The organism is Tissierellales bacterium (genome assembly GCA_025210965.1).
Taxonomy (GTDB): Bacteria; Bacillota; Clostridia; order Tissierellales; family JAOAQY01; genus JAOAQY01.
Map to the genome: position 1 here is coordinate 20106 of JAOAQY010000096.1, position 21783 is coordinate 41888.

Annotated in this window: 19 protein-coding genes and 2 other annotated features; of the genes, 3 read left to right on the forward strand and 16 right to left on the reverse strand. The window is 32.8% G+C overall.

What is annotated here, in order from left to right; translation table 11 throughout:
* Positions 1 to 183: 183 nt before the first annotated feature.
* Positions 184 to 726, forward strand: coding sequence for a DUF4364 family protein (locus N4A40_07535; GenBank protein ID MCT4661699.1), 543 nt, complete (start codon positions 184 to 186; stop codon positions 724 to 726).
* A gap of 86 nt (positions 727 to 812) precedes the next feature.
* Here the strand turns inward: N4A40_07535 and N4A40_07540 are convergent, their stop codons facing one another.
* The 7 genes from N4A40_07540 to N4A40_07570 all read right to left on the reverse strand — a co-directional run bounded on the left by N4A40_07540 (position 813) and on the right by N4A40_07570 (position 9151).
* A complete protein-coding gene (locus N4A40_07540; GenBank protein ID MCT4661700.1) occupies positions 813 to 1172 on the reverse strand; it encodes a response regulator in 360 nt (119 codons plus the stop codon).
* 69 nt (positions 1173 to 1241) lie between these two features.
* Positions 1242 to 2537, reverse strand: a complete 1296-nt coding sequence (locus N4A40_07545; GenBank protein ID MCT4661701.1) for a bifunctional folylpolyglutamate synthase/dihydrofolate synthase — start codon at positions 2535 to 2537, stop codon at positions 1242 to 1244.
* 206 nt (positions 2538 to 2743) lie between these two features.
* Entirely contained in the window at positions 2744 to 5398 is a 2655-nt protein-coding gene (locus N4A40_07550) for a valine--tRNA ligase (protein ID MCT4661702.1), read from the reverse strand.
* A gap of 20 nt (positions 5399 to 5418) precedes the next feature.
* Complete coding sequence (locus N4A40_07555; GenBank protein ID MCT4661703.1) at positions 5419 to 5586, reverse strand: hypothetical protein; 168 nt, start codon at positions 5584 to 5586, stop codon at positions 5419 to 5421.
* Positions 5587 to 5649: 63 nt separating this feature from the next.
* Positions 5650 to 5867: a binding site (T-box leader), on the reverse strand.
* 326 nt (positions 5868 to 6193) lie between these two features.
* On the reverse strand, positions 6194 to 7192 hold the full coding sequence (gene trpS, locus N4A40_07560) for a tryptophan--tRNA ligase (protein MCT4661704.1): 999 nt from the start codon (positions 7190 to 7192) through the stop codon (positions 6194 to 6196).
* Between the two features lie 61 nt (positions 7193 to 7253).
* Positions 7254 to 7485: a binding site (T-box leader), on the reverse strand.
* 41 nt (positions 7486 to 7526) lie between these two features.
* A complete protein-coding gene (locus tag N4A40_07565) occupies positions 7527 to 8300 on the reverse strand; it encodes a TIGR00266 family protein (protein MCT4661705.1) in 774 nt (257 codons plus the stop codon).
* Positions 8301 to 8323: 23 nt separating this feature from the next.
* Positions 8324 to 9151 (reverse strand): DegV family protein, encoded by an 828-nt coding sequence (locus N4A40_07570; protein ID MCT4661706.1) that lies wholly within the window; start codon positions 9149 to 9151, stop codon positions 8324 to 8326.
* 274 nt (positions 9152 to 9425) lie between these two features.
* Between N4A40_07570 and N4A40_07575 the strand changes: the two genes are divergently transcribed.
* Positions 9426 to 10559, forward strand: a complete 1134-nt coding sequence (locus tag N4A40_07575) for a DUF362 domain-containing protein (protein ID MCT4661707.1) — start codon at positions 9426 to 9428, stop codon at positions 10557 to 10559.
* Positions 10560 to 10601: 42 nt separating this feature from the next.
* On the opposite strand, the gene N4A40_07580 is transcribed toward N4A40_07575, so the two are convergent.
* The 6 genes from N4A40_07580 to N4A40_07605 form a co-directional block, all read right to left on the reverse strand.
* Entirely contained in the window at positions 10602 to 12788 is a 2187-nt protein-coding gene (locus N4A40_07580) for a DNA topoisomerase (ATP-hydrolyzing) subunit A (protein ID MCT4661708.1), read from the reverse strand.
* A gap of 13 nt (positions 12789 to 12801) precedes the next feature.
* On the reverse strand, positions 12802 to 14775 hold the full coding sequence (locus N4A40_07585) for a toprim domain-containing protein (protein MCT4661709.1): 1974 nt from the start codon (positions 14773 to 14775) through the stop codon (positions 12802 to 12804).
* A 217-nt stretch (positions 14776 to 14992) separates the two neighbouring features.
* Positions 14993 to 15943, reverse strand: coding sequence for an L-threonine 3-dehydrogenase (locus N4A40_07590; protein ID MCT4661710.1), 951 nt, complete (start codon positions 15941 to 15943; stop codon positions 14993 to 14995).
* An 85-nt stretch (positions 15944 to 16028) separates the two neighbouring features.
* Entirely contained in the window at positions 16029 to 16673 is a 645-nt protein-coding gene (locus N4A40_07595; protein ID MCT4661711.1) for an HAD family phosphatase, read from the reverse strand.
* 27 nt (positions 16674 to 16700) lie between these two features.
* Positions 16701 to 17261, reverse strand: coding sequence for a glycerol-3-phosphate responsive antiterminator (locus N4A40_07600; protein MCT4661712.1), 561 nt, complete (start codon positions 17259 to 17261; stop codon positions 16701 to 16703).
* 71 nt (positions 17262 to 17332) lie between these two features.
* Entirely contained in the window at positions 17333 to 18208 is an 876-nt protein-coding gene (locus N4A40_07605; GenBank protein ID MCT4661713.1) for a pyridoxamine kinase, read from the reverse strand.
* Positions 18209 to 18355: 147 nt separating this feature from the next.
* Here N4A40_07605 and N4A40_07610 point away from each other — a divergent pair, with 147 nt between their 5' ends.
* On the forward strand, positions 18356 to 19054 hold the full coding sequence (locus N4A40_07610; protein ID MCT4661714.1) for a hypothetical protein: 699 nt from the start codon (positions 18356 to 18358) through the stop codon (positions 19052 to 19054).
* 50 nt (positions 19055 to 19104) lie between these two features.
* On the opposite strand, the gene N4A40_07615 is transcribed toward N4A40_07610, so the two are convergent.
* The 3 genes from N4A40_07615 to N4A40_07625 form a co-directional block, all read right to left on the reverse strand.
* Positions 19105 to 20409: a citrate synthase gene (locus tag N4A40_07615; GenBank protein ID MCT4661715.1), complete on the reverse strand. Its 1305-nt coding sequence runs from the start codon at positions 20407 to 20409 to the stop codon at positions 19105 to 19107.
* 1 nt (position 20410) lies between these two features.
* A complete protein-coding gene (locus tag N4A40_07620; GenBank protein ID MCT4661716.1) occupies positions 20411 to 21382 on the reverse strand; it encodes an isocitrate/isopropylmalate dehydrogenase family protein in 972 nt (323 codons plus the stop codon).
* A partial coding sequence (locus N4A40_07625) for an aconitate hydratase (protein ID MCT4661717.1) occupies positions 21375 to 21783 on the reverse strand: 409 nt, incomplete at its 5' end. The genes N4A40_07625 and N4A40_07620, both read right to left, overlap by 8 nt.

The following is a 21783-nucleotide window of genomic DNA, read 5'->3' on the forward strand; positions in this document are numbered from 1 at the left end:
ATTTTCTCTCATTACATTATATTTTAACACTTCTTGCAATACCATAAAAAAAATGTATAAATTATAATTTATAATTCTTAACTTTGACAAATTTTTTTTATGCAGTATAATTATAGGTATTAGATTGGAAATGCAAAGTAGTTTTATAGATACATATATTTCCAAGAAAGAAAGGGGTTTTATATGTTTTTCGAAGAATCTGATCAAATCGCAAGACATAAACTCACACTTCTCTATATTATTGACAAAGTAGATTTCAGAATTACAAACTCAGAAATTACTCAATTTGTTTTAGAAAGTGATTTTATGAATTATTTTTTCGTTCAACAATATCTAGGCGAAATGATTGATGCCTCTATGATTGATATAAAAATTGAAGATGGAAATGAGTATTACGCTTTAACTCCAATAGGAAAGGAAACTCTAAGATTTTTTATCAAGAGAATTCCATCTCATATAGTAGATGACATCAACTCAAAATACGAGATAACAAAGAAAGAAAAAATTAAAGAAAAGCAGGTCATAGGCAAGTATTATCAAAAGAACGATTTTGAATTTATTGTTAATTTAAAGGTTATAGAAAACGACCTGACTTTGTTCAATTTGTCTTTAAATGTTCCATCTAAAGAGCAAGCCAAGTATATATGCAACAATTGGAAATCAAATCCAGAATATATCTACAAAGAACTTTTTAGATTGCTTACAGAAAACAAAGATCAAATTTAATTTAAAATTGGCAAAGAGCACACCAAAAAATAATTCTACAGTGTGCTCTTTTTATGTTCCTATATTACCATTTCCAAATACAATTTTTACTTCTCATACAACTTAGTTAGTTCTAATATAAGTTTATCCGCTTGAAACGGTTTAACTATAAACCCTTGCGCTCCTCCTTTTATAGCTTCTATAACCATAGATTCTTGCCCCATAGCAGAACATGCCAAAATCTTAGCTTTAGAATCAAATGCTCGTATATCTTTTATAGCATCTATTCCATTCTTAACAGGCATAGTTATATCCATAGTTACCAAATCTGGTGATAGTTCCTTATACCTTTCAACTGCTTCTTTTCCATTTGAAGCCTCCCCAATAACTTCAATGCCATTTTCCTCTAATATATTTCTTATCATCATTCTCATAAATGCAGCATCATCTGCAATTAAAACTTTCATCCCTTCAACCACCTTTTCTAATCTATTACTTATAGTTTACCCAATTTTATCATTTTAATTCTTTTAAAACTATTTTTTTCCTATATATTTCCTTATTTCTCCAATTAAATACAGTGAACCAGAAAATACAAATAAATCATAGCCTTCTTTCTTCTTAAGAGTTGTTTCTATAGCTTCATCTAATTCTTTTATTGCTATAACACTTTTACCTCTTTCCTTTATCTTTTCTTCTAGCTCTCTAAAACCAAGTGCCCTAGGATTACAAGGTTCAGTAACTACAACTTCATCAAAATGAGGCAGTACATATTCAAGTATAACATCCAAATCTTTATCCTTTAAAACTCCAATACATAGTATTTTCTTCTTTGATTTATAATATTCACTCAAGGCTTCACTAAGCGCTCTAGCTCCATCTTCATTGTGAGCCCCATCTATCAATATAAGTGGATTTTCACTTATAATTTCAAGACGTCCATTCCACCTAGTATTTAGAAGACCCAATCGATAATGCTTTTCTTCAATATTGACCAAACCTCTTCTATTCAAATCATCTAACATCATAACTGCTAGTGTAGAGTTGTACACCTGATGACGTCCCAGCATTTTAATTTCAAGATTTTTGTATATCAGCTCTTCAATTTCTATATCAAAAACAGATCCCTTTTCAGTAAATTTTATATTTTTCACCTGAGAAATATCATAAGTTTTAAAAACAGCGCCTCTTTTAGCAGATATATTTTCTATAACTTTTTCAGCCTGTATTTTTTGAGGATATACATATACATGACCATTTTCTTTTATAATACCTGATTTTTCAAAAGCAATCTCTTCAAGAGTATTTCCTAATATATGTGTGTGGTCTTTCGATATGGATGTAATCACAGATGCCATAGACTCTTCTATTACATTTGTAGCATCAAATCGCCCACCTAAGCCCACTTCAAGTACTACTATATCAACTTTTTTATCTAAAAAATGCAAAAAGCCAAGAGCAGTAACTATTTCAAATTCTGTAGGATGATTATGACCATCTTCCACCATTTTATCTATTGCATTTTTTATTTTTAATACTCCTCTTATCAAATCATCTTCATCAATTAATATATTATCAACTCTAATTCTCTCATTAAAATATTCTAGATATGGGGATGTAAAAAGACCGACTTTATAACCTGCTTCTATCAATATCTGATTGACAAATGATGCCGTTGAACCCTTTCCATTAGTCCCTGCTATGTGAATTATATCAAGCTTACTTTGAGGATTGCCCAATCGCTTTAATAGTTCTCTTATATTATCAAGTCCTAATTTACTTCCAAATTTATACGAACTATGTATAAAATCTATTGCCTCTTCATAATTCATGTATTCCCTCCTCCCTTCCTTTTGTCTCTAAAACACTTATAATCAAAAGCATTTCTTCTATTATATCAATTCTCCATGCAAATAAAAAGTTTTTAATTTAACTTAATTTTTTTCAGCTTAACTTTTTAACTTAACTTTGATAATAAGCTTTGATAACAAATCCCTATAACAACGAAACGAGTCCTGAAAAACAGGACTCGTCTATTTTATGCCATTTTGGCTTTAATTTGTTCTAATCTCTCTACTACTTTATCCATCATCTCAGCATAGTTGCGCTCTTTTTCTTTTTCTGCTTCTACAACTGCTTCTGGAGCTTTTCCAACAAAACCTTGGTTAGAAAGTTTTCCTCTAACTCTTTTAAGCTCGCCGTCTAATTTTTTCTTCTCTTTTTCAAGTCTATCTAACTCTTTTTCAAAGTCAACTAACTCATCAAGTGGCAAGAAAATTTCAACTCCAGTTACTACTGCTGACATAGCATCTTCCGGAATATCAGTTTTATCAGATTTGACTTCAACTTCTGAAGCTGATGCTAGTGTAACAAAAAATCCTGCATTTGTCTCTAAATAATTTCTTACAGATTCTTCTTCACTAACTAATATAACTTTAGCTTTTTTAGATGGAATTACGTTCATTTCAGCTCTTATATTTCTTATACTCTTTATAGCTTCCATTATAACTTCCATGTGTTGCTCTACTTCTTGATTATCCCATGACTCTTTAAATTCTGGCCAATTTGAAACAATTAAGCTTGTTTCTACATCTGGCATATGTTGCCAAATTTCTTCTGTGATATATGGCATAAGTGGATGTAACAATGACAATATATCCTTAAGAACTGTAACCAATGTCCATGTAGCTGTCGCTTTAGCATCTTTGTCATCACCATATAGACGAGGTTTAACCATCTCGATGTACCAGTCACAGTATTCATTCCAAGCAAAGTCGTAGATTCTTTGAGCTGCTAAACCAATCTCAAATTTATCTAAATTCTCAGTAACAGCTTTCGTAACTGTATTGATTCTAGAAAGTATCCACTTGTCTTCTAGTTGGAAATTAGCTCTAGCTTGCTCTTCTGAAATTAAATCTCCATCCAAATTCATGAGTACAAATCTAGATGCATTCCAAAGTTTGTTAGCAAAGTTTCTATTAGCCTCTACTCTTTCTTCATAGAATCTCATATCATTTCCTGGTGAATTACCTGTTACAAGTGTAAATCTAAGCGCATCAGCACCGTATTTTTCGATTACGTCAAGTGGATCTATACCGTTTCCTAACGATTTACTCATCTTTCTTCCTTCCGAGTCTCTTACAAGACCTGTAAAGAATACATGCTCAAATGGAATTTGATCCATCTGCTCTAATGCAGAAAATACCATTCTAACTACCCAGAAGAATACAATATCATATCCTGTAACTAAAACGTTTGTAGGATAGAAGTAATCAAGTTCTGGTGTTTCATTTGGCCAACCCAATGTTGAAAATGGCCAAAGTGCAGATGAGAACCAAGTGTCTAATGTATCTGGATCTTGTCTTAAGTTTGTACTATTACACTTCGTACACGTTTCTGGCTTAGTTCTATTGATTATAACTTCACCACAATCATCACAATAGTAAACAGGAAGTCTATGACCCCACCATAATTGACGAGATATACACCAATCTCTGATATTTTCAAGCCAGTTCAAGTAAACTTTTCCCAATCTCTCTGGAACAAATTTTAATTCACCACTCTTGTATGCTTCGATAGCTGGTTTTGCTAATGGCTCCATTTTAACAAACCATTGCTTTGAAATAATAGGCTCAACTGTAGTTTTACATCTTTCACAATGTCCTACATTATGTGAGTGATCTTCAATTTCTATCAACAATCCCTCTGCTTCTAAATCAGCAACCATTGCTTTTCTAGCTTCGTATCTATCCATGCCTTCATATTTGCCACCATGCTCATTGATAGTAGCATCGTCATTCATAACTTTTATTCTCTCTAAGTCATGACGATTTCCTACTTCGAAGTCATTAGGGTCATGTGCTGGTGTTATCTTAACACAACCTGTACCGAACTCTTTATCAACATAAGTGTCTGCTACTACAGGTATTTCTCTTCCAACTAGTGGTAATATAAGTTTTTTACCTACTAAATCTGTATATCTTTCATCATCAGGGTGAACAGCTACTGCCGTATCTCCAAGCAATGTCTCTGGACGAGTAGTAGCTATAACTACATAGCCATCTCCATCTTTGTATGGATATTTTATATGCCAGAAATGTCCTGCTTCTTCTCTATGGTCAACCTCTGCATCAGAAATAGCAGTTTTACAATTAGGACACCAGTTAACGATTCTGTCTCCTCTGTAGATTAGCCCTTTATCATTCAATCTGATAAATACCTCTTCTACAGCTTCGCTCAATCCTTCATCTAATGTAAATCTGTCCTTAGACCAGTCACAAGAAACACCAAGTGTTCTCAATTGCTTTCTAATGTTTCCACCGTATTTTTCTGTCCAATCCCAAGCTTCTTCTAAGAAACCATCTCTGCCAAGCATTTCTTTCGATTTGCCTTCGCTCTTAATTTTTTCAACAACTTTTGCCTCTGTAGAAATACTTGCATGATCAGTTCCAGGTAACCAAAGTGCTTCATATCCTTGCATTCTCTTCCATCTAATCAAAGCATCTTGAATAGTGTTGTTTATAGCATGTCCCATGTGAAGCTTTCCCGTTACATTTGGTGGCGGCATCATTATTGTGTAAGGTTCTTTTTCCTTATTTACGTCTGCCTTAAAATATCCACTTTCTTCCCAAAATTTGTATAGTCTGTCCTCAAAATCTTTCGGATCATATGTTTTCGAAAGTTCTTTTGCCATTGTACTACCTCCTTAAAATATTAACCTTTTACTACAGCTAAATACACTCCAATCATTACGCTTACAAGACCTATACTTTTTATACGTATTCTCAAATTCATATCCATATCTTTCTTGCTTGCATAATAATCTGAACCAAAGACTACCAAAAAGCCTACTAAAGCTAAGAGTACTCCTAAAGTTTTCAAAGTGTCACATCCCTTCACTCTCTATTTGAAAGTTTTGAGCAATAAAAAAAGCTTTCATCCTAACAAAAGGACGAAAGCTTTATTCCGCGGTACCACCTTTATTTCAAGCATACGCTTGACACTCAAAATCTTAACGAGTTGCCCCGTTCAAACCTACTGCTATTTCAGTTTGAAAGCTCCAAAGCTACCTTCAACAAACATTGCCTCTAAGAATCTCTCAGCCGGTGGATTCTATTCTCTGTATTGGATATTTATTTACTCCTCTTTTTCTCAGCCTTTAATCAAGTAGGTATAGCCTACTTTCAATCATTCAATTATTTATCATTATATCTGAATTTGCAAATTTGTCAATAGTATTTTTCAAATCAATATATTTGCATATTTTATTGTGTGACGTTAATATAATTGTTAACGAAAGCTATTAACTAATCTACAAGTGAATTACCTGCCCAGTTACTAACCATCAACTACTAACTAATAACTGCTAAATGCTAATTATTAGATACTAAATACTAATTACTAATTGCTAAGCATCAACTACTAACTGCTAGCTATCAAATGCTAAATATCAACTGCTAACTATCAAATGCTAAATATCAACTGCTAACTAAAATTTTCTAGGAACAAGACCCACTTTTTTATAAACTTTACTTAGTGTTTTATACGCTATTTTCGATGCTTTTGCCGCACCGTCTGCATATACTTCTTCCAAATACGCTTTGTCATCCATTAATTCTTTGAATTTAGTCTGTATCGGATGCAAATGAGCTACTATTGCCTCTGCTAGATCTGCTTTAAAATCACCATAACCCTTTCCTTCATAGCGCTTCACTATATCTTCTATTTTTTCTCCAGTCATAACAGAGAATATTGTCAAAAGATTCTTTATAGCCAATTGGTCATCATTATAAGCCACTATTCCTACAGAATCGGTAACTGCTCTTTTTACCTTTCTTCTTATAGTAGCCGCATCGTCTTTTAACAATATATAACCATTTTCATTATCTGATGATTTACTCATTTTTTTAGTTGGATCTTGAAGACTCATTATACGAGCACCTTGCTTTGGAATAAATGGCTCTGGCATTTTAAATGTATCACTGTATCTGTGATTAAAACGCTGTGCCAATGTTCTAGTGAGCTCAACATGTTGCTTTTGGTCTTCTCCTACAGGTACTTCATCTGCTTGATAAAGTAATATATCTCCAGCCATAAGCACTGGATATGTGTAAAGACCTGCATTTAAGCCGGCTTCTCCTTTTTTTGCCTTATCTTTAAATTGTGTCATACGATTTAGCTCTCCCATTTGAGCCATAGTATCTAATATCCACGCAACTTCAGCATGCGCACTTATGTGAGATTGGATAAATATAGTAACTTTCTCTGGATCTAAGCCACAAGCCATATATAAAGCCAATATTTCCAATGTGTTTCTTCTCAAATCTTTTGGTATCTGTTGTACTGTTATAGCATGTAAGTCTGCTATAAAATAAAAGCAATCATATGTATCTTGAAAATCAACCCAATTTCTTATAGCTCCAACATAATTTCCAAGTGTCAATTCTCCTGATGGCTTGATGCCACTAACTATTCTTGATTTTTCCATTTTCTTCTCTCCTTTTTATTGTCTAAAGCAATAAATATAAAAAGCCCTCTATGCATAAAGCATAGAGGGCGACTAATCGCGGTACCACCTCTAAATGAACTCCTAAGAATTCCTCTTTCAACAACAGGCAAATGCCGATCATCTAGCTCTATAACGGGAGCAACCGTATCCCCTACTAAAATTTCAGTTCTCACTCATGAGTCCATTCCCTCGAAACTACACGACCAAATTTCCAGCACCATTGGCTCTCTATACGCTCATTTCAAGCTACTAATCTCATTCATTGCTTTAATATTTTCTTTAATTATACCACATAAAAACCCTCAGTCAAGTACTAATCGTCGGACAACAGTCCACCTAGAATACCACCTGCAATCCCTGAAACTGTAGAGTTCCCTGTATTTGATTGTCCTTGATTGCTACCCATAGCAGCATACATTCTTTCTGCCATCTTAGAAAGCGGCATACTTTGAAGATAAACTTTACCCGGACCTGTCAATGTTGCAAGAAATAATCCCTCTTTACCAAAAAGTGCATTTTTAAATCCTCCAACAAATTCAACATCATAATTTACAGAAGATTCAAATCCAACAAGACAGCCAGTATCTATTCTAAGTCTCTCTCCATGTGCTAAATTTTTCTCTATCATAGTACCACCAGCGTGAATAAATGCCAATCCATCGCCAGTTAATTTTTGCAATATGAATCCTTCGCCGCCAAAGAATCCTGCACCAAGTTTCTTGGTAATTGCAACCTCTATTTCGACACCATTAGCTGCACACAAAAATGAATCCTTCTGACATAAAAACTCCCCACCAAATCTAGCTAAATCAAGCGGAATAATCTTCCCTGGATAGGGGGCTGCAAATCCAACATGGCTTTTTCCCTGGCCTTCATGTAAAAATGTAGTTATAAAAAAGCTTTCACCAGTAAACATTCTTTTAAATCCTGAAAATAATCCACCACCAGTAGTTGTCTGCATTTTGATTCCATCTTCCATATAGGTCATGGCACCAGCTTCTGCTCTAACGCCCTCTTTAGGATCTAATTCAATCTCTACTAATTGCATATCATCTCCATAAATTTTGTAATCAATAACATCTGCCATATATAATACCCCCTATAAATATTTTAGAAAGAAATAACTATACCGCCGCCACCAGTATATACTGTTGACAAACCAAGTGTATCATTTACTATTATTTCTTTAAACTTGTATTTTTCTTCAACAGCCTCTTTAAATTTATGAGCTTTTTCCGCACTATGACTGTGACTTATACTCAGTACCCTATTTTCAAAATCTATTCCAGTTTTTCCGATTTCATCAATAAGCGTTCTCATAGCTCTTTTATGCCCTCTTGCTTTTTTAAGCAATTTTATTTCACCCTCATCGCCCTGCATTACGGGTTTTATATCCAAAAGACTTGCTATTTTTTCTACAACTAGGCTCATCCTTCCAGCTTTCGCCAAGTTTTCTAGAGAATCTATAACAAAAAACGTTTTCATTGTCCCAACAAATTTGTTTATCTCTTTTACAAGTTCTCCATCTCTAAGACCTGCATTATAAAGTTCCTGGGCTTTCATCACAATAGGAACTCCTCCAGCACTTGCGCTAAGTGAATCTATAATTTCTACACTAGTATCTTCGTGCTCAGCTTCATAAATCTCTTTAGCCATTATTGCACTATTGTAAGTTCCACTTAATTTAGATGATATTGTTATTACCAAATTAGTGACACCTTCTGTAAATTTTTCTATAAAATCATTTGGTGATGGACAAGCTGTTTGCGGCGCATTTTGACTTTCTTTCATGAGCTTTAGCAAATTATCTGTATCTAAATTTTCATCATCTATATACTCATTTCCATCTATTGTGATTTTAAGTGGTACAATCTTTAAATCGTACTCTTCTCTGAATTTTTTTGTTGAATCAACTCCACTACATGTCAATAGTTTCATCTCTTCACCCCTTTCATACCCTATAAGGCAATTACAAATTGCACTTACCTTTAATATATCATAATAAATGGTAATTTGGAAATACCGAATATGCTCTTACGCTATTTTATACCCACAAAATACGCTTTTATTATTTTGTTTCGAGAATCCCACTTATACCCTTAGTTAAGCCACTACATCCTATGAAGTCCCCTCAAAACCATCAGTTTTAATGGGTAAACATGTTGCTTTTCATGTTATAATATTTTTAAATAACTATTTTAGGAGGATTTTCATGAATTCAGTTAGTTTACTCAAACATTCATCATACGAAAAAAATCTAAAAGAAAAAATAAACGAATCTATAGTGTTAGTTAATGGATATGAAGGAATATCACACGGAGATACTGTACTTATAAAGCCAAATTTTGTAACTGCAAGACCAGCTGAATCTTGTGTAAATACCCACCCTCTTTTCATAAAAGCGTTAGCCGAACTTCTTTATGAGCGCGGCGCTAAAATTCAAATTGGAGATAGTCCTGCAGTAATGAAGGGATCTGATGTGGCAAAAAAACTTGGACTTTTGGAACTATTATCACCATACAATGCTAAATTTATAGATTTCACCGGAGCTGTAACTCCAAAATTCAGCAATAATAGCTCTCAAAATTTTCACTTCAAGCAAATAAAATTAGCAAGTGAAATATTTGAAGTTGACCATCTCATAAATGCGGCAAAATTAAAATCGCATGCTCAAATGGGTGTTACTCTTTGTACTAAAAATTTGTTTGGATGTGTTACTGGGCATAGAAAAACACAGTGGCACTATCATACCGGAAGAGATTTAGACATATTTGCCCAATTATTAATAGAAATTGCTCTAGCTTCAAATGCTAAACTTCATCTATTAGATGGTATATGGGCTATGGCCGGAAATGGTCCAACCAATGGGTATAAAATAGAACCAAATGTAATTCTCGCATCTAAAAATTCACTTTCATTAGATCGAGTTGTTTTGGAAATTGTAAACAAAAATCCTAATGTATTTCCTATGTTTAGAGCTGCTGAAAAAATGGGTTTGCATGATTCTATAAATTTATCAAATATAAAAATCCTAGGCTCAATGCCTGAAGAATCTAGGCTAGAATCTTTCGAAATGCCTAAATTGAAGAATTTAAAATTCACAAATAATGCTCTGATTCAAAAGCTTATTGCAAGTTTTGTAGATCAAAAAATGACAGTTGATCATACATCTTGTATAAAATGTAAAAAATGTATTGATCAATGTCCCGCAAAAGCAATGACTCTATCTGATAAAGTTATAATAAATCACAATATATGTATTCGCTGTTGCTGCTGTCAAGAGATATGTCCAGTAGGAGCTTTAGCCCTAAAAGATTCAACTATCGGCAAGTTATTTTCAAAATAAATCAAAAACCCGCTAAGTCTGAAAATACTTAACGGGTTTTTTTTAGATAAATTGTATCTGTTTAGCTGTAGGCTCTAACGTTCTACCAGCCATGGGAATTTTTTTGCTTATATAGTCTTTATACATCTCAAGTTGCTCTTCATCTATACATTTAGTTTCGCTCAAATAGCTATTTTTCTTAAGTCTGAGTACTTGAATTCCCTTAGTGCTTTTAGTAACTTTTTCTGATATGATTTCTGTTGACACTGCTAGTAAGTTATTTTCGTCATTCTTTGGATAATGTCTCTTAAGCAATAAATATTTTGGTTTGTCTATAAAGAATATCCCTTTTAGAACAGATTCATCTGCATAGGCCTTTATCAATTTTTTTCTATTATTCTTAGTTTGATAACTAGTTAATGGCACTTTTGCAACCTTTCCGTTTTCAAAAACGAATAGCATATGACCTTTGTAATCATTTGTAGCCACCGCATGTACGATTTCCTCTCCTTCTTCCAACTCACCTAGATTTGGTATATAGCTTCCTAAAACACTAGCTTTATGGTCCTCTAAATCATGGATTTTGAATTTATAGAGATTATTTTTATTTGAAAACAGCAGTAGTTCATCTGTATTTTGAGCATCGAATTCACACATTATATTGTCATCTTCTTTTAGTTTATGCTCATCATTACCTCTAAGTGATTTGTGCGAAATCTTTTTCAAGTAATTATGTTCTGTAACAAAAATTCTTACTTCATAATTTTCTATAAAGTGCTCTTCTTTATATTCTACGACCTCTTCTTCGTACAATAAATCAGTTTTCCTATCAACTGCGTAATTTTTCTTTATTCTCTTCAAATCTTTCTTTATTTCATTTTTGATTTTTTTATCGCTCTCTCTAAGTTTTGATAATTTTTCAATTTTTTCTTCTAAATCACCAATTTCCTTAGTTTTTCCAAGTATATATTCTCTATTTAAGTGTCTTAACTTAATATCTGCAACAAAATTCGCTTGTAAATCATCTATATCAAAATTACTCATTAAATTAGGAACTACCATAGAGTCCTCTTCTGTTTCTCTTATTATCTTTATGGTCTTGTCTATATCTAACAACACTTTTTCAAGACCTTTGAGTAAATGCAATTTATCAGTCATTTTTTCAATATCGTAACTCAATTGTCTTTTGATGCATTCTGTTCTAAATTTTACCCATTCTCTAATTATGTCTCGAACACCTAGCACTTTCGGTCTACCATCAATGAGCAAGTTAAAATTACAAGAAAATGTATCTTCAAGAGGTGTCATCTTGTACAATTTCATCATCAATTTCTTGTAATCTACTCCACGTTTTAAGTCTATAGCAATTTTTAGTCCTTTAAGATCTGTTTCATCTCTCAAGTCTGATATTTCTTTTATTTTATTTATTTTTATTAAAGCTATAATTTTCTCTATTATGCTCTCAACATTTGTAGTATACGGTATTTCGTATATTTCTATACAATTATTCGCTCTATCATAGTTGTATTTTGCTCGAAGTTTGACGCTTCCATTTCCATTTTCATAGATTTTCTTCATCTCTCTTTGATTGTAAATCAAATAGCCACCAGTTGTAAAATCAGGAGCTTTGATGAGTTCTGTAATATCTGCACCTTCATCATCTATAATAGCCGAAGTTGCGTCGCAAACCTCACCTAGATTGAAACTAGCTATATTACTGGCCATACCAACAGCTATTCCTTTATTAGCACTTACTAGTATATTAGGATACGTTGTCGGCAACAGCTCCGGTTCCTTTAGCTGCCCATCGTAATTGTCCACAAAATTTACCACATTTTTTTCTATATCTTTAAATATTTCTTCACATATAGGCGCTAATTTTACTTCTGTGTATCTCGAAGCTGCATATGCCATATCGCGCGATGTGTGCTTTCCAAAATTCCCCTTTGAATCTATAAATGGATGAAGTAATGCATCGTGCCCTCTAGTCAATCTCACCAATGTAGCATATATCGCCTGATCTCCATGTGGATTAAGTTTCATTGTTTGACCTACAACATTTGCTGATTTCGTTTTTTGAGCTGTAAGTAATTTCATTTTGTACATCGAATAAAGTAGTTTTCTATGTGATGGTTTAAAACCGTCTATTTCTGGGATGGCTCTTGAAACGATAACACTCATAGCATAAGGCATATAATTCGTTTCTAGAGTCTCTGTTATATTTTGTTTAATTATATTTTTTGCACTCACTTAGACTCTCCCCTTAACTTATATCTAATAAATCTAAATATCTTTCTCCATGTTCTTCTATAAATCCTTTTCGTCCACTTAAATTTTCTCCAAGTAGTATATCGAACATTTCTTGAGTTTCTACTACTTCCTCAGGCAATACTTGTATCAGTTTTCTAGATACAGGATTCATCGTTGTCTCCCACATCATATCGGGCTCATTTTCTCCAAGTCCTTTTGATCGCTGAACTTTATATTTACCATTTAGTTTTTCCACTATCTGATTCTTTTCTCTATCGGAATATGCAAAATGTGTCTTTTTCTTTGTAGTAATCTCATAAAGTGGAGATTCTACTATATAAACTTTCCCCTCATCTATAAGACTAGGAACCAGCCTATACAGCATAGTGAGTATTAGTGTTCTGATCTGAAAGCCATCTACATCTGCATCGGTACAAATTATTATTTTGTCCCACTTAAGTGCATTTAAATCAAATGTAGACAATTCTTTATTGTGCTTACTAGTAATTTCAACTCCACATCCCATTACTTTTAGCAAATCTATAATTATATCGCTTTTAAATATTTTGTCATAATCTGCCTTAAGGCAATTTAATATTTTTCCTCTAATAGGCATAAGTCCTTGAAACTCTGAATCTCTAGCTAATTTACAAGCACCAAGTGCTGAATCACCCTCAACTATATATAGCTCTCTCTTAGCTATGTCTTTTGTCCTACAATTGATAAACTTTTTAACTCTGTTATTCAAATCAACTTTTCCCGTAAGTTTCTTGCGAATACTTAATCTAGTCTTTTCGGCTTTCTCTCGGCTTCTCTTGTTTGCTAAAATTTGGTCTGCTATTCTATCCGCTTCTATTTTGTTTTCTATGAAATAAATTTCTAACTCATGTTTTATAAAATCTGTAAGAAACTTTTGTATAAATTTATTTGTAATAGCTTTCTTCGTTTGGTTTTCGTAGCTTGTCATAGTTGAAAATGAATTTATTACAAGTATCAAACTATCTTGAATATCGACAAAACCTATTTTTTTCTCATTCTTAGTATATTTATTTTCTTTTTTTATATATTGATCTATAGCACTTACAAACGAACTCTTGACCGCTTTATCAGGTGCTCCACCATATTCTAAATAGCTTGAGTTGTGATAGTATTCTAAGAGATTTACTTCGTTATTGAATGAAAATGCAATTTGCGCCTTCACCCTATATTTAGGCTTGTCAGAACGATCCTGTCCTTCGCCTTCATTTTCAAAATACTGTGTCGATACAAAATCCTTATCATCATTTAATTCTTCAAGATAATCTTTTATACCATTTTCATAATAGTATTCAAAACTCTCATCATTAATCTCATCATCCAATATGAATTTTAGACCTGCATTAACTATTGCCTGTCTCTTAAGTACATCTTGAAAATATTCTAGTGGTATTTCATTTTCTGTAAATACATCCAAATCGGGTCTCCATTTTATAGTACTTCCAGAATGTATATTTTCCTTATTCTCTCTCTTTTTAAGTCCACCTACATTTTCACCTTTTTCAAAATGCAGATTGTAAATATATCCATCTCTGACCACTTCTACGTCCATATATTCAGAACTGTATTGAGTAGCGCAAGAACCTAATCCATTTAATCCTAAACTAAATTCATAATGGCTACCATCATTATTTTTGTACTTTCCTCCTGCATAAAGCTCACAAAATACCAATTCCCAGTTATATCGCTCTTCTTTGGCATTGTAATCTACAGGTATTCCACTAGCCCAATCTTTCACAGTTATAGAGTGATCTTTATGTCTTATAATCTCTATTTTTTGTCCAAAACCTTCTCTCGCTTCGTCTATAGCATTCGATAGTATTTCAAAAAAAGAATGCTGGCAACCTTCGAGACCATCTGATCCAAATATAACTGAAGGCCTCTTTCTTACACGGTCTGCTCCTTTAAGTGAAACAATGCTTTCATTTCCATAATTTGTTTTCCTTGCCACATTAGTCACCTCTAACTTTATTTCGTATCTCCTATTATAGCAAATAATATATAAGAATATCAAACATACATTCCGTTTATAGCGAGTTTTTATTTTTTATTATCAATCATTTATAAAGTTTTTATAAATAAAAATTCATTATTTTCGTCATTTTGGACAAAAAAACTACGATTATTGACTTTTTAAAAGTTTTTAATCGTAGTTATAAACAAAATATTTATTTTTCAAATTTTATTTTCAATTTAGCAAACATATCTTGAGTCATCTTATCTAAATCGTATTTAGGACTCCAGCCCCATTCATTTCTAGCTGCAGTATCATCTATTGAATTAGGCCATGAATCAGCTATCCCTTGAAGTGTTGGATTTAAATCGTAAGTCATTTCAAATTCTGGCATATATTTCTTAATAGATTGTGCAATTTCTTCTGGATCAAAGCTCATAGCTGTTATATTAAATGCATTTCTATGAATCAATTTGCTTCCATCTGCTTCCATAAGATTTACCACAGCATCTAATGCATCTGGCATATACATCATATCCATAAATGTTCCTTTTTTTAGTGGACACGAGAACTTTTTATTTTTTAGCGCCTCGTAGTAAATGTGTACAGCATAATCTGTAGTTCCTCCGCCTGGAAGTGTTTCATACGATATAAGTCCTGGGAATCGAACCCCTCTAGCGTCAACTCCAAATTTTTTGTGGTAATAATCACTCAATACTTCTCCTGCAACCTTAGTCACTCCGTATATAGTGCTAGGTCTTTGAATAGTATCTTGTGGCGTTAAATCTGCTGGAGTAAGTGGTCCAAATGCAGCTATAGAACTAGGTGTAAATATCGAACATCCTTGTTCTTTACCAATATCCAATACATTTTTAAGTCCACCCATATTTATATTCCATGCAAGTGATGGATCCTTTTCTGCTGTTGCTGACAATAGTGCTGCTAAGTGAATAATAGTATCTGCTTTGTACTTTGAAACTAATTCAGACATTGCCTTACCATCTGTAACATCTAATGTTTCAAAAGGACCTGCTGTTGCAGCTTCACATTCCTTGAATTTTAAATCAGTGGCTATAACATTATCTTGACCATAAATATTTCTCATTTTCATTACTAGCTCTGAACCTACTTGACCTAATGCTCCAGTAACTAAGATTTTTTTCATCAAAATCCCCCCACATATAAAAATATTCTGAAAGTGTTTCTTCTACACTTACAGAATATCTCATATACATATATAAATCAAGTAGTTAATCTATAAATTTATTGTAATTTTTTACAATTTCCAAAGTCAATTTTTCAATCTCATCCTGCTTTTCATGCGATCCAGAGTCATATATTCCTATTACGTCCATGCCAGCACCTACACCAGCTTTTACTCCCGCCAAAGTGTCCTCGTGCACAAGACACTTGTCCGACTTTATTTGAAGTTTTTTAGCCACACCTAAGAATATATCTGGGTAAGGCTTGCCTCTATCTACTTCACAAGAAGTCATTATAATATCAAAAAAATGCAAAACACTATTTCCTTCAAGCGTTGCTAAAGCTAACTCTCTAGAATTACTAGTTCCTACAGCAAGTTTCACTCCTTGCTTCTTAAGTTTTTCTAAATATTCTCTCGCACCTTGCTTAAGTTTAACCTTATCTCTATAAAAATGCCTAGCCATATCGTTCCATACATCTTTTATTGAATCTATTTCCTCTTTTAGTTCGAATCTTTCTTTAAAATATTGTGCTGTCTCTGTAAAACTCATTCCTTCTATTGCATCTTGTAAATCTTCTGGAACTTTAAATCCTCTTTCATCTAAAAATTCTATATCTATTGCATCCCACACCCACATAGAGTCAACTAATGTTCCATCTAAATCAAATATAACTGCTTCGTATTTTCTCATTAATTCTATACTTCCCTTCTCAACTATTTACTCATACCACAGTGTTTTTTTAGTAGTCGATATTCCTATCGCTCCAGCTTGCAAACTGTGTATAACATCTTCTTTATCCATTATTAGCCCTCCTGTTATAACGGGCTGACTTGTCTCTTTAACAATTTTTTTCGTTATCTTGTCATTTATTCCTGGTAATATTTCAATTGCATTTGCCTTGAAAGATTTCATAGACTCAATTCCACGTTTTAGTGAAAGCGAATCTAATATAAAAAATCTCTGAATAGTAAACAATCCTAGTTCCATAGCTTTTCTAGCCAATTGGGTTTTAGTAGTTATAATGCCATCTGGTTTTATTTTTTTTGCAATATACTCTAATGCAACTGCATCTTTAGAAAAACCTTCTAGTAAATCTACATGAACAAAAACCATTTTCTTGGCATTTTGAATTTTGCCAACTGCATCTTTTATATTAAAAATATCTCCAGTCAGTAAAAAGATCATCTCACTAGGCGATTCTATTGCTTCTTCAAGATGGTCCATATGATTAACTGCTGCAATTACTGGATTTTCATGTATTCTATCAAAAAACTCCATATCAAGACCTCCTTCTCCCATAGATATATTATAACAAATATGAATGTACTTTATACAGAATCAAATATATTTTAAAACAGCTCATAACTATTTAACATTACAGGAAGTTTTAATGTATCTAACACTTTTTCAACCAAGACACCCTCTCTATTTGGATAATCGTATCCATAGCTAGCTCTTATAGCCGACGTAACAAATTGAACACTTCGATCTAGTGCCATTGGAAGACTGTCTCCTTGCAATAAACTACCAACCAATACGCTAGTAAACGCATCACCCGTACCTGGATATTGCGTAGGTATATAAACGCAATCAACTCTCCAGAACCTATTGTCTTTTTTATTATATGCCACAACATATGTCTTTTTTGTTCTTTTATCATGAGGAACACTAGTTATTATAACTGTTTCTGGACCCAAATTTGACAGTTCAATCAACCAGTTTTTCAGTTCATCATCTGATAATATTTCTTTTTCAGTTTTTTTCCCTAAAAGCAAAGCCGCTTCTGTAAAATTTGGTGTAATCACATCAGCCAATGATATAAAATCCCTCATAGCATTTACCATGTTCACATCCATAGTTGAATATAGCTCTCCATCATCCGCCATAACAGGATCTATTACAACAAGTGGTTTTTTTTCAAATGCCCTTATGTAATTCGTTATTATATCTATTTGATTTACCGATCCTAAAAAGCCCGTATATACACAGTCAAACCATAAATTTAATTCATGCCAATGATTTAAGTAACTAGTCATATGGTCTGTCAAATCTATGAAAGTATATCCTTCAAAATCTCCCGTATGAGTTGAAAGTATAGCTGTAGGAACTGAGCAAACCTGTATACCCATAGTTGATATTATGGGTATAATTGAAGACAATGCCGCTCGGCCAAACCCTGATAAATCATGTATTGCTGCTATTTTTTTTACTGGTACTTGATTCATTTTAATACCTCTTTTCCATATTTTCTATTTATTACTCAAACTTTGCACTTGAATAAATATATATGGTTATTTGGGATGCGAAGTTTGAGTTTATTATTATTTTTTGGGGTATTATATCTATGTCTTATTAAAAAGGAGGGTTTTCGTATGAATTCTGAACTCATAAAAATTCTAGATAAAAATCTTTTGATTTCAAAACAGATTCAAGAACTATCATCTAAAAAAAACAAACTGCTAAAAGTTGAATTACCATCTAAATACAGTCGTCAACCTCATTATCTAAAACTCATCCCCTATATATTATATCTTATCGTAGCTTATATTTTATTTCTAGTTTTAAAAAATTTAAATTTACCACAATTAATATTGAATTTATTAGCATCAAAATTATCTGACACAATGCAAACTTTTTTAGAAGAAGTATTTTTATCTTCATTCTTTAACGGTGCTCTAGCTATAATTTATGTGCTAATCGTATTAGCAAATTGGGGTATCGCTCACAGATGGAGTAATAAATTTTACGATACAATTTGTAAAAAACGCATAGCTGATAGAAAATTATTTATAAAAGAGGAGTCAAAACGTCTAAATCATAAATACAGCGATGAACTAAATGAAATATCGACGTCTATAGACGACTTGTGCAAATCTTCAGATTTACACTGTCAATTCTTAGTTCCACAGAAAATCGAAAAAATGAAAATTATTGCATCAACTCATAAAATTAATTCTATAGACGAATGCATAAATATTTTTTCAAAAAAAGAATTTGAATCAAGAATTATACAAAAATTAGATACTATTATTGAGTTACAAAAAGAACTTATACATCATGTAGTAGAATAATAAAAAACCTTCAATATCTAACTATTAGTTTAGATATTGAAGGTTTTTTATTATTTTACCCATTGATATGCTGGTCTTATAATTTTTGTATCACTCATTAATTGTTCCATCCTATGTGCAGACCATCCCACTATTCTAGCACATGCAAACAGTGGAGTGTAAAGTTCTTCTGGTATTCCAAGCCTATCATACACAAATCCTGAATAAAAATCTACATTTGCAGCTATATCAAAAGACTCTCCTTTTAATTCTCTAAATAGTTCTTTTGCTATTCGCTCCACATCCAAATAAAGATTATACTCATCAATTGAATTCTTTTCAATTGCCAGTTTTTGAGCTTCTCTTTTTAAAATTTCGGCTCTCGGATCTGTCTTAGTATAAACAGCATGTCCCATACCATATATAAGCCCCTTACCATCAAATGCCTCTTTACTAAGTATCGCCTTCAAATAACATCTTATACTTTCTTCTGAATAATCTTCACAGCTACTCTTTAAATCATCCATCATTTTTTTTACTTTTAAATTTGCTCCACCATGCTTACTTCCCTTTAAACAACCTAATGCTGCCGCCATAGCCGAATACGTATCTGTTCCACTAGATGATACTACATGAGTTGCAAATGTAGAATTGTTACCTCCACCATGTTCTGCATGTAGTAATAAACTCAAATCTAATATTTCAGCTTCCATTTTTGTATACTTCTTATCAGCTCTTATTAGATGCAAAATAGTCTCAGCCGCTCCTTTATTTTCTGGCGGAGTATGAATCCATAAACTGTCATTATCAAAGTAATGTCTCTTAGCTTGATATCCATACGCCGCTATAGTTGGATATCTAGCCACTAATGATAAACTTTGTTTTAAAACATTCTCTAAAGATAGCTCCTCAGGATTTTCATCATGAGAATACAATACCAATGTGCTTCTCTGAAGCTTATTCATTATATCTTTACTCGGAATTTTTAATATCATATTCTCAGTATATCCATCTGGAAGCGTTCTATATTTGCTCAGCAAACTGAGAAATTCTTCAAATTCATTTGTTTCTGGTAATCTTCCAAATAAAAGTAAAAATGTAGCTCCTTCGAATTTGCTATTTCCACAGCTTTCTAATTTATCAATCAATGTGTTTAGTTCGTATTCCCTATAAAATAATTCTCCTTTTTTTGAAATTTTTCTTCCGTTTTCCCATACATATCCTCTTACATCACCTATTTGGGTCAATCCCACTAAAACACCTGTACCATCCGAATTTCTAAGTCCTCGCTTTATATCATATGTGTTATAATGCTCCGATGATATTTCGTGAACACTTTTTGCTATATCTGACATTTTGCTAATAAATCCATTCACATCAATCACCCCTCATCATATATATTAATTCCTCTGTAAATTCCATTGTACTTGCTTCTCCACCACAATCTGGAGTTAACTTTTTACCTTCCTTATATATTTTCTCCAAACCACATTCTATTTTTTTCGCCTCTTCTTCAAGTCCAATATGCTTTAGTAACAATACTGACGATCTAATAACAGCTGTAGGATTTGCTAGACCCTTACCCGCAATATCTGGTGCGCTACCATGAACGGCTTCAAAAAGAGTATAGTCATTTCCTCTATTCACTCCCGGAAGCATTCCAAGACCTCCAACTAATCCTGCACATAAATCAGATAATATGTCTCCATATAAATTCATTGTTACTATGACATCAAATCGCTCTGGTCTCATAACTAGTTCCATGGCCATATGGTCAACTATTAGCGCTTCAAATTCTATACTCGGGTAATTTTCAGCAATTTTTTGACCCATTTTCAAAAAGAAACCATCACCTTTTTTTAGTATATTTGCTTTGTGAACCAATGTCACTTTTTTTCTATTGTGAAGTAATGCATACTCAAATGCTGCCTCTATAATTCTTCTAGATTTTTCTTCTGTTACTATTTTATAAGATACTATTGTTCCATCTTCTAATACTTCTTCTCTTCCTAAATACAAACCTTCTGTATTTTCTCTAAAAATAACCATGTCTAAATTTCTATCACTAGATCTAATTGTCTTTATCGGTCTTATATTTGCGAACAAATCATATTTTTGTCTTAAATGAACATTTATACTACGCCTACCTTCTCCTATAGGTGTTGTCGTAGGCCCCTTTATACCTAATTTAGTGTCATTTAGGCTTTCATATATTTTTTCTAAATCATCTGGATCATACTCTCTTATATCCCACTCTATATCAGATGTGACATAATCAACACATCTCATCATAGCCTTCATAATTTCTGGTCCAATTCCATCGCCTGGAATAAGCGTAACTCTATGCATTTTTCAGGCCCTCCTTTACCATCGAAAGTTTTCCTCCAGCTTTTAGTACCTCAAAATCTTTGCCATTACCTTCAATAAATAATTTTATTTTGTTCGTTCCGTTTACAATAAGTTCTATATATTCCGGCATCTTGCTCAAATCCATATTTTCAATTTTAAGTGCATCATTTTCATTTATTAAATCATAGTCTTCCTTTTTTTCAAATCTAAGCGGGAGTATTCCAAAGTTTATCAAATTCTGCACATGAATTCTAGCAAACGATTTTGCGATAACTGCCTTTACACCTAAATAAAGAGGAACTATAGCAGCGTGCTCTCTACTAGAACCTTGACCATAATTTTCTCCACCAACTACTATTCCTCCTCCATTTGAGTCAGCTCTTTCTTTAAAATCTCCTACA

Bases quoted from the DNA above. Each gene is read 5' to 3' on its own strand.
- N4A40_07535 (MCT4661699.1), top strand. From the start codon at position 184: ATGTTTTTCGAAGAATCTGATCAAATCGCAAGACATAAACTCACACTT.
- N4A40_07540 (MCT4661700.1), bottom strand. From the start codon at position 1,172: ATGAAAGTTTTAATTGCAGATGATGCTGCATTTATGAGAATGATGATA.
- N4A40_07545 (MCT4661701.1), bottom strand. From the start codon at position 2,537: ATGAATTATGAAGAGGCAATAGATTTTATACATAGTTCGTATAAATTT.
- N4A40_07550 (MCT4661702.1), bottom strand. From the start codon at position 5,398: ATGGCAAAAGAACTTTCGAAAACATATGATCCGAAAGATTTTGAGGAC.
- trpS (MCT4661704.1), bottom strand. From the start codon at position 7,192: ATGGAAAAATCAAGAATAGTTAGTGGCATCAAGCCATCAGGAGAATTG.
- N4A40_07565 (MCT4661705.1), bottom strand. From the start codon at position 8,300: ATGGCAGATGTTATTGATTACAAAATTTATGGAGATGATATGCAATTA.
- N4A40_07570 (MCT4661706.1), bottom strand. From the start codon at position 9,151: ATGAAACTATTGACATGTAGTGGAGTTGATTCAACAAAAAAATTCAGA.
- N4A40_07575 (MCT4661707.1), top strand. From the start codon at position 9,426: ATGAATTCAGTTAGTTTACTCAAACATTCATCATACGAAAAAAATCTA.
- N4A40_07590 (MCT4661710.1), bottom strand. From the start codon at position 15,943: ATGAAAAAAATCTTAGTTACTGGAGCATTAGGTCAAGTAGGTTCAGAG.
- N4A40_07595 (MCT4661711.1), bottom strand. From the start codon at position 16,673: ATGAGAAAATACGAAGCAGTTATATTTGATTTAGATGGAACATTAGTT.
- N4A40_07600 (MCT4661712.1), bottom strand. From the start codon at position 17,261: ATGGAGTTTTTTGATAGAATACATGAAAATCCAGTAATTGCAGCAGTT.
- N4A40_07605 (MCT4661713.1), bottom strand. From the start codon at position 18,208: ATGAATCAAGTACCAGTAAAAAAAATAGCAGCAATACATGATTTATCA.
- N4A40_07610 (MCT4661714.1), top strand. From the start codon at position 18,356: ATGAATTCTGAACTCATAAAAATTCTAGATAAAAATCTTTTGATTTCA.
- N4A40_07620 (MCT4661716.1), bottom strand. From the start codon at position 21,382: ATGCATAGAGTTACGCTTATTCCAGGCGATGGAATTGGACCAGAAATT.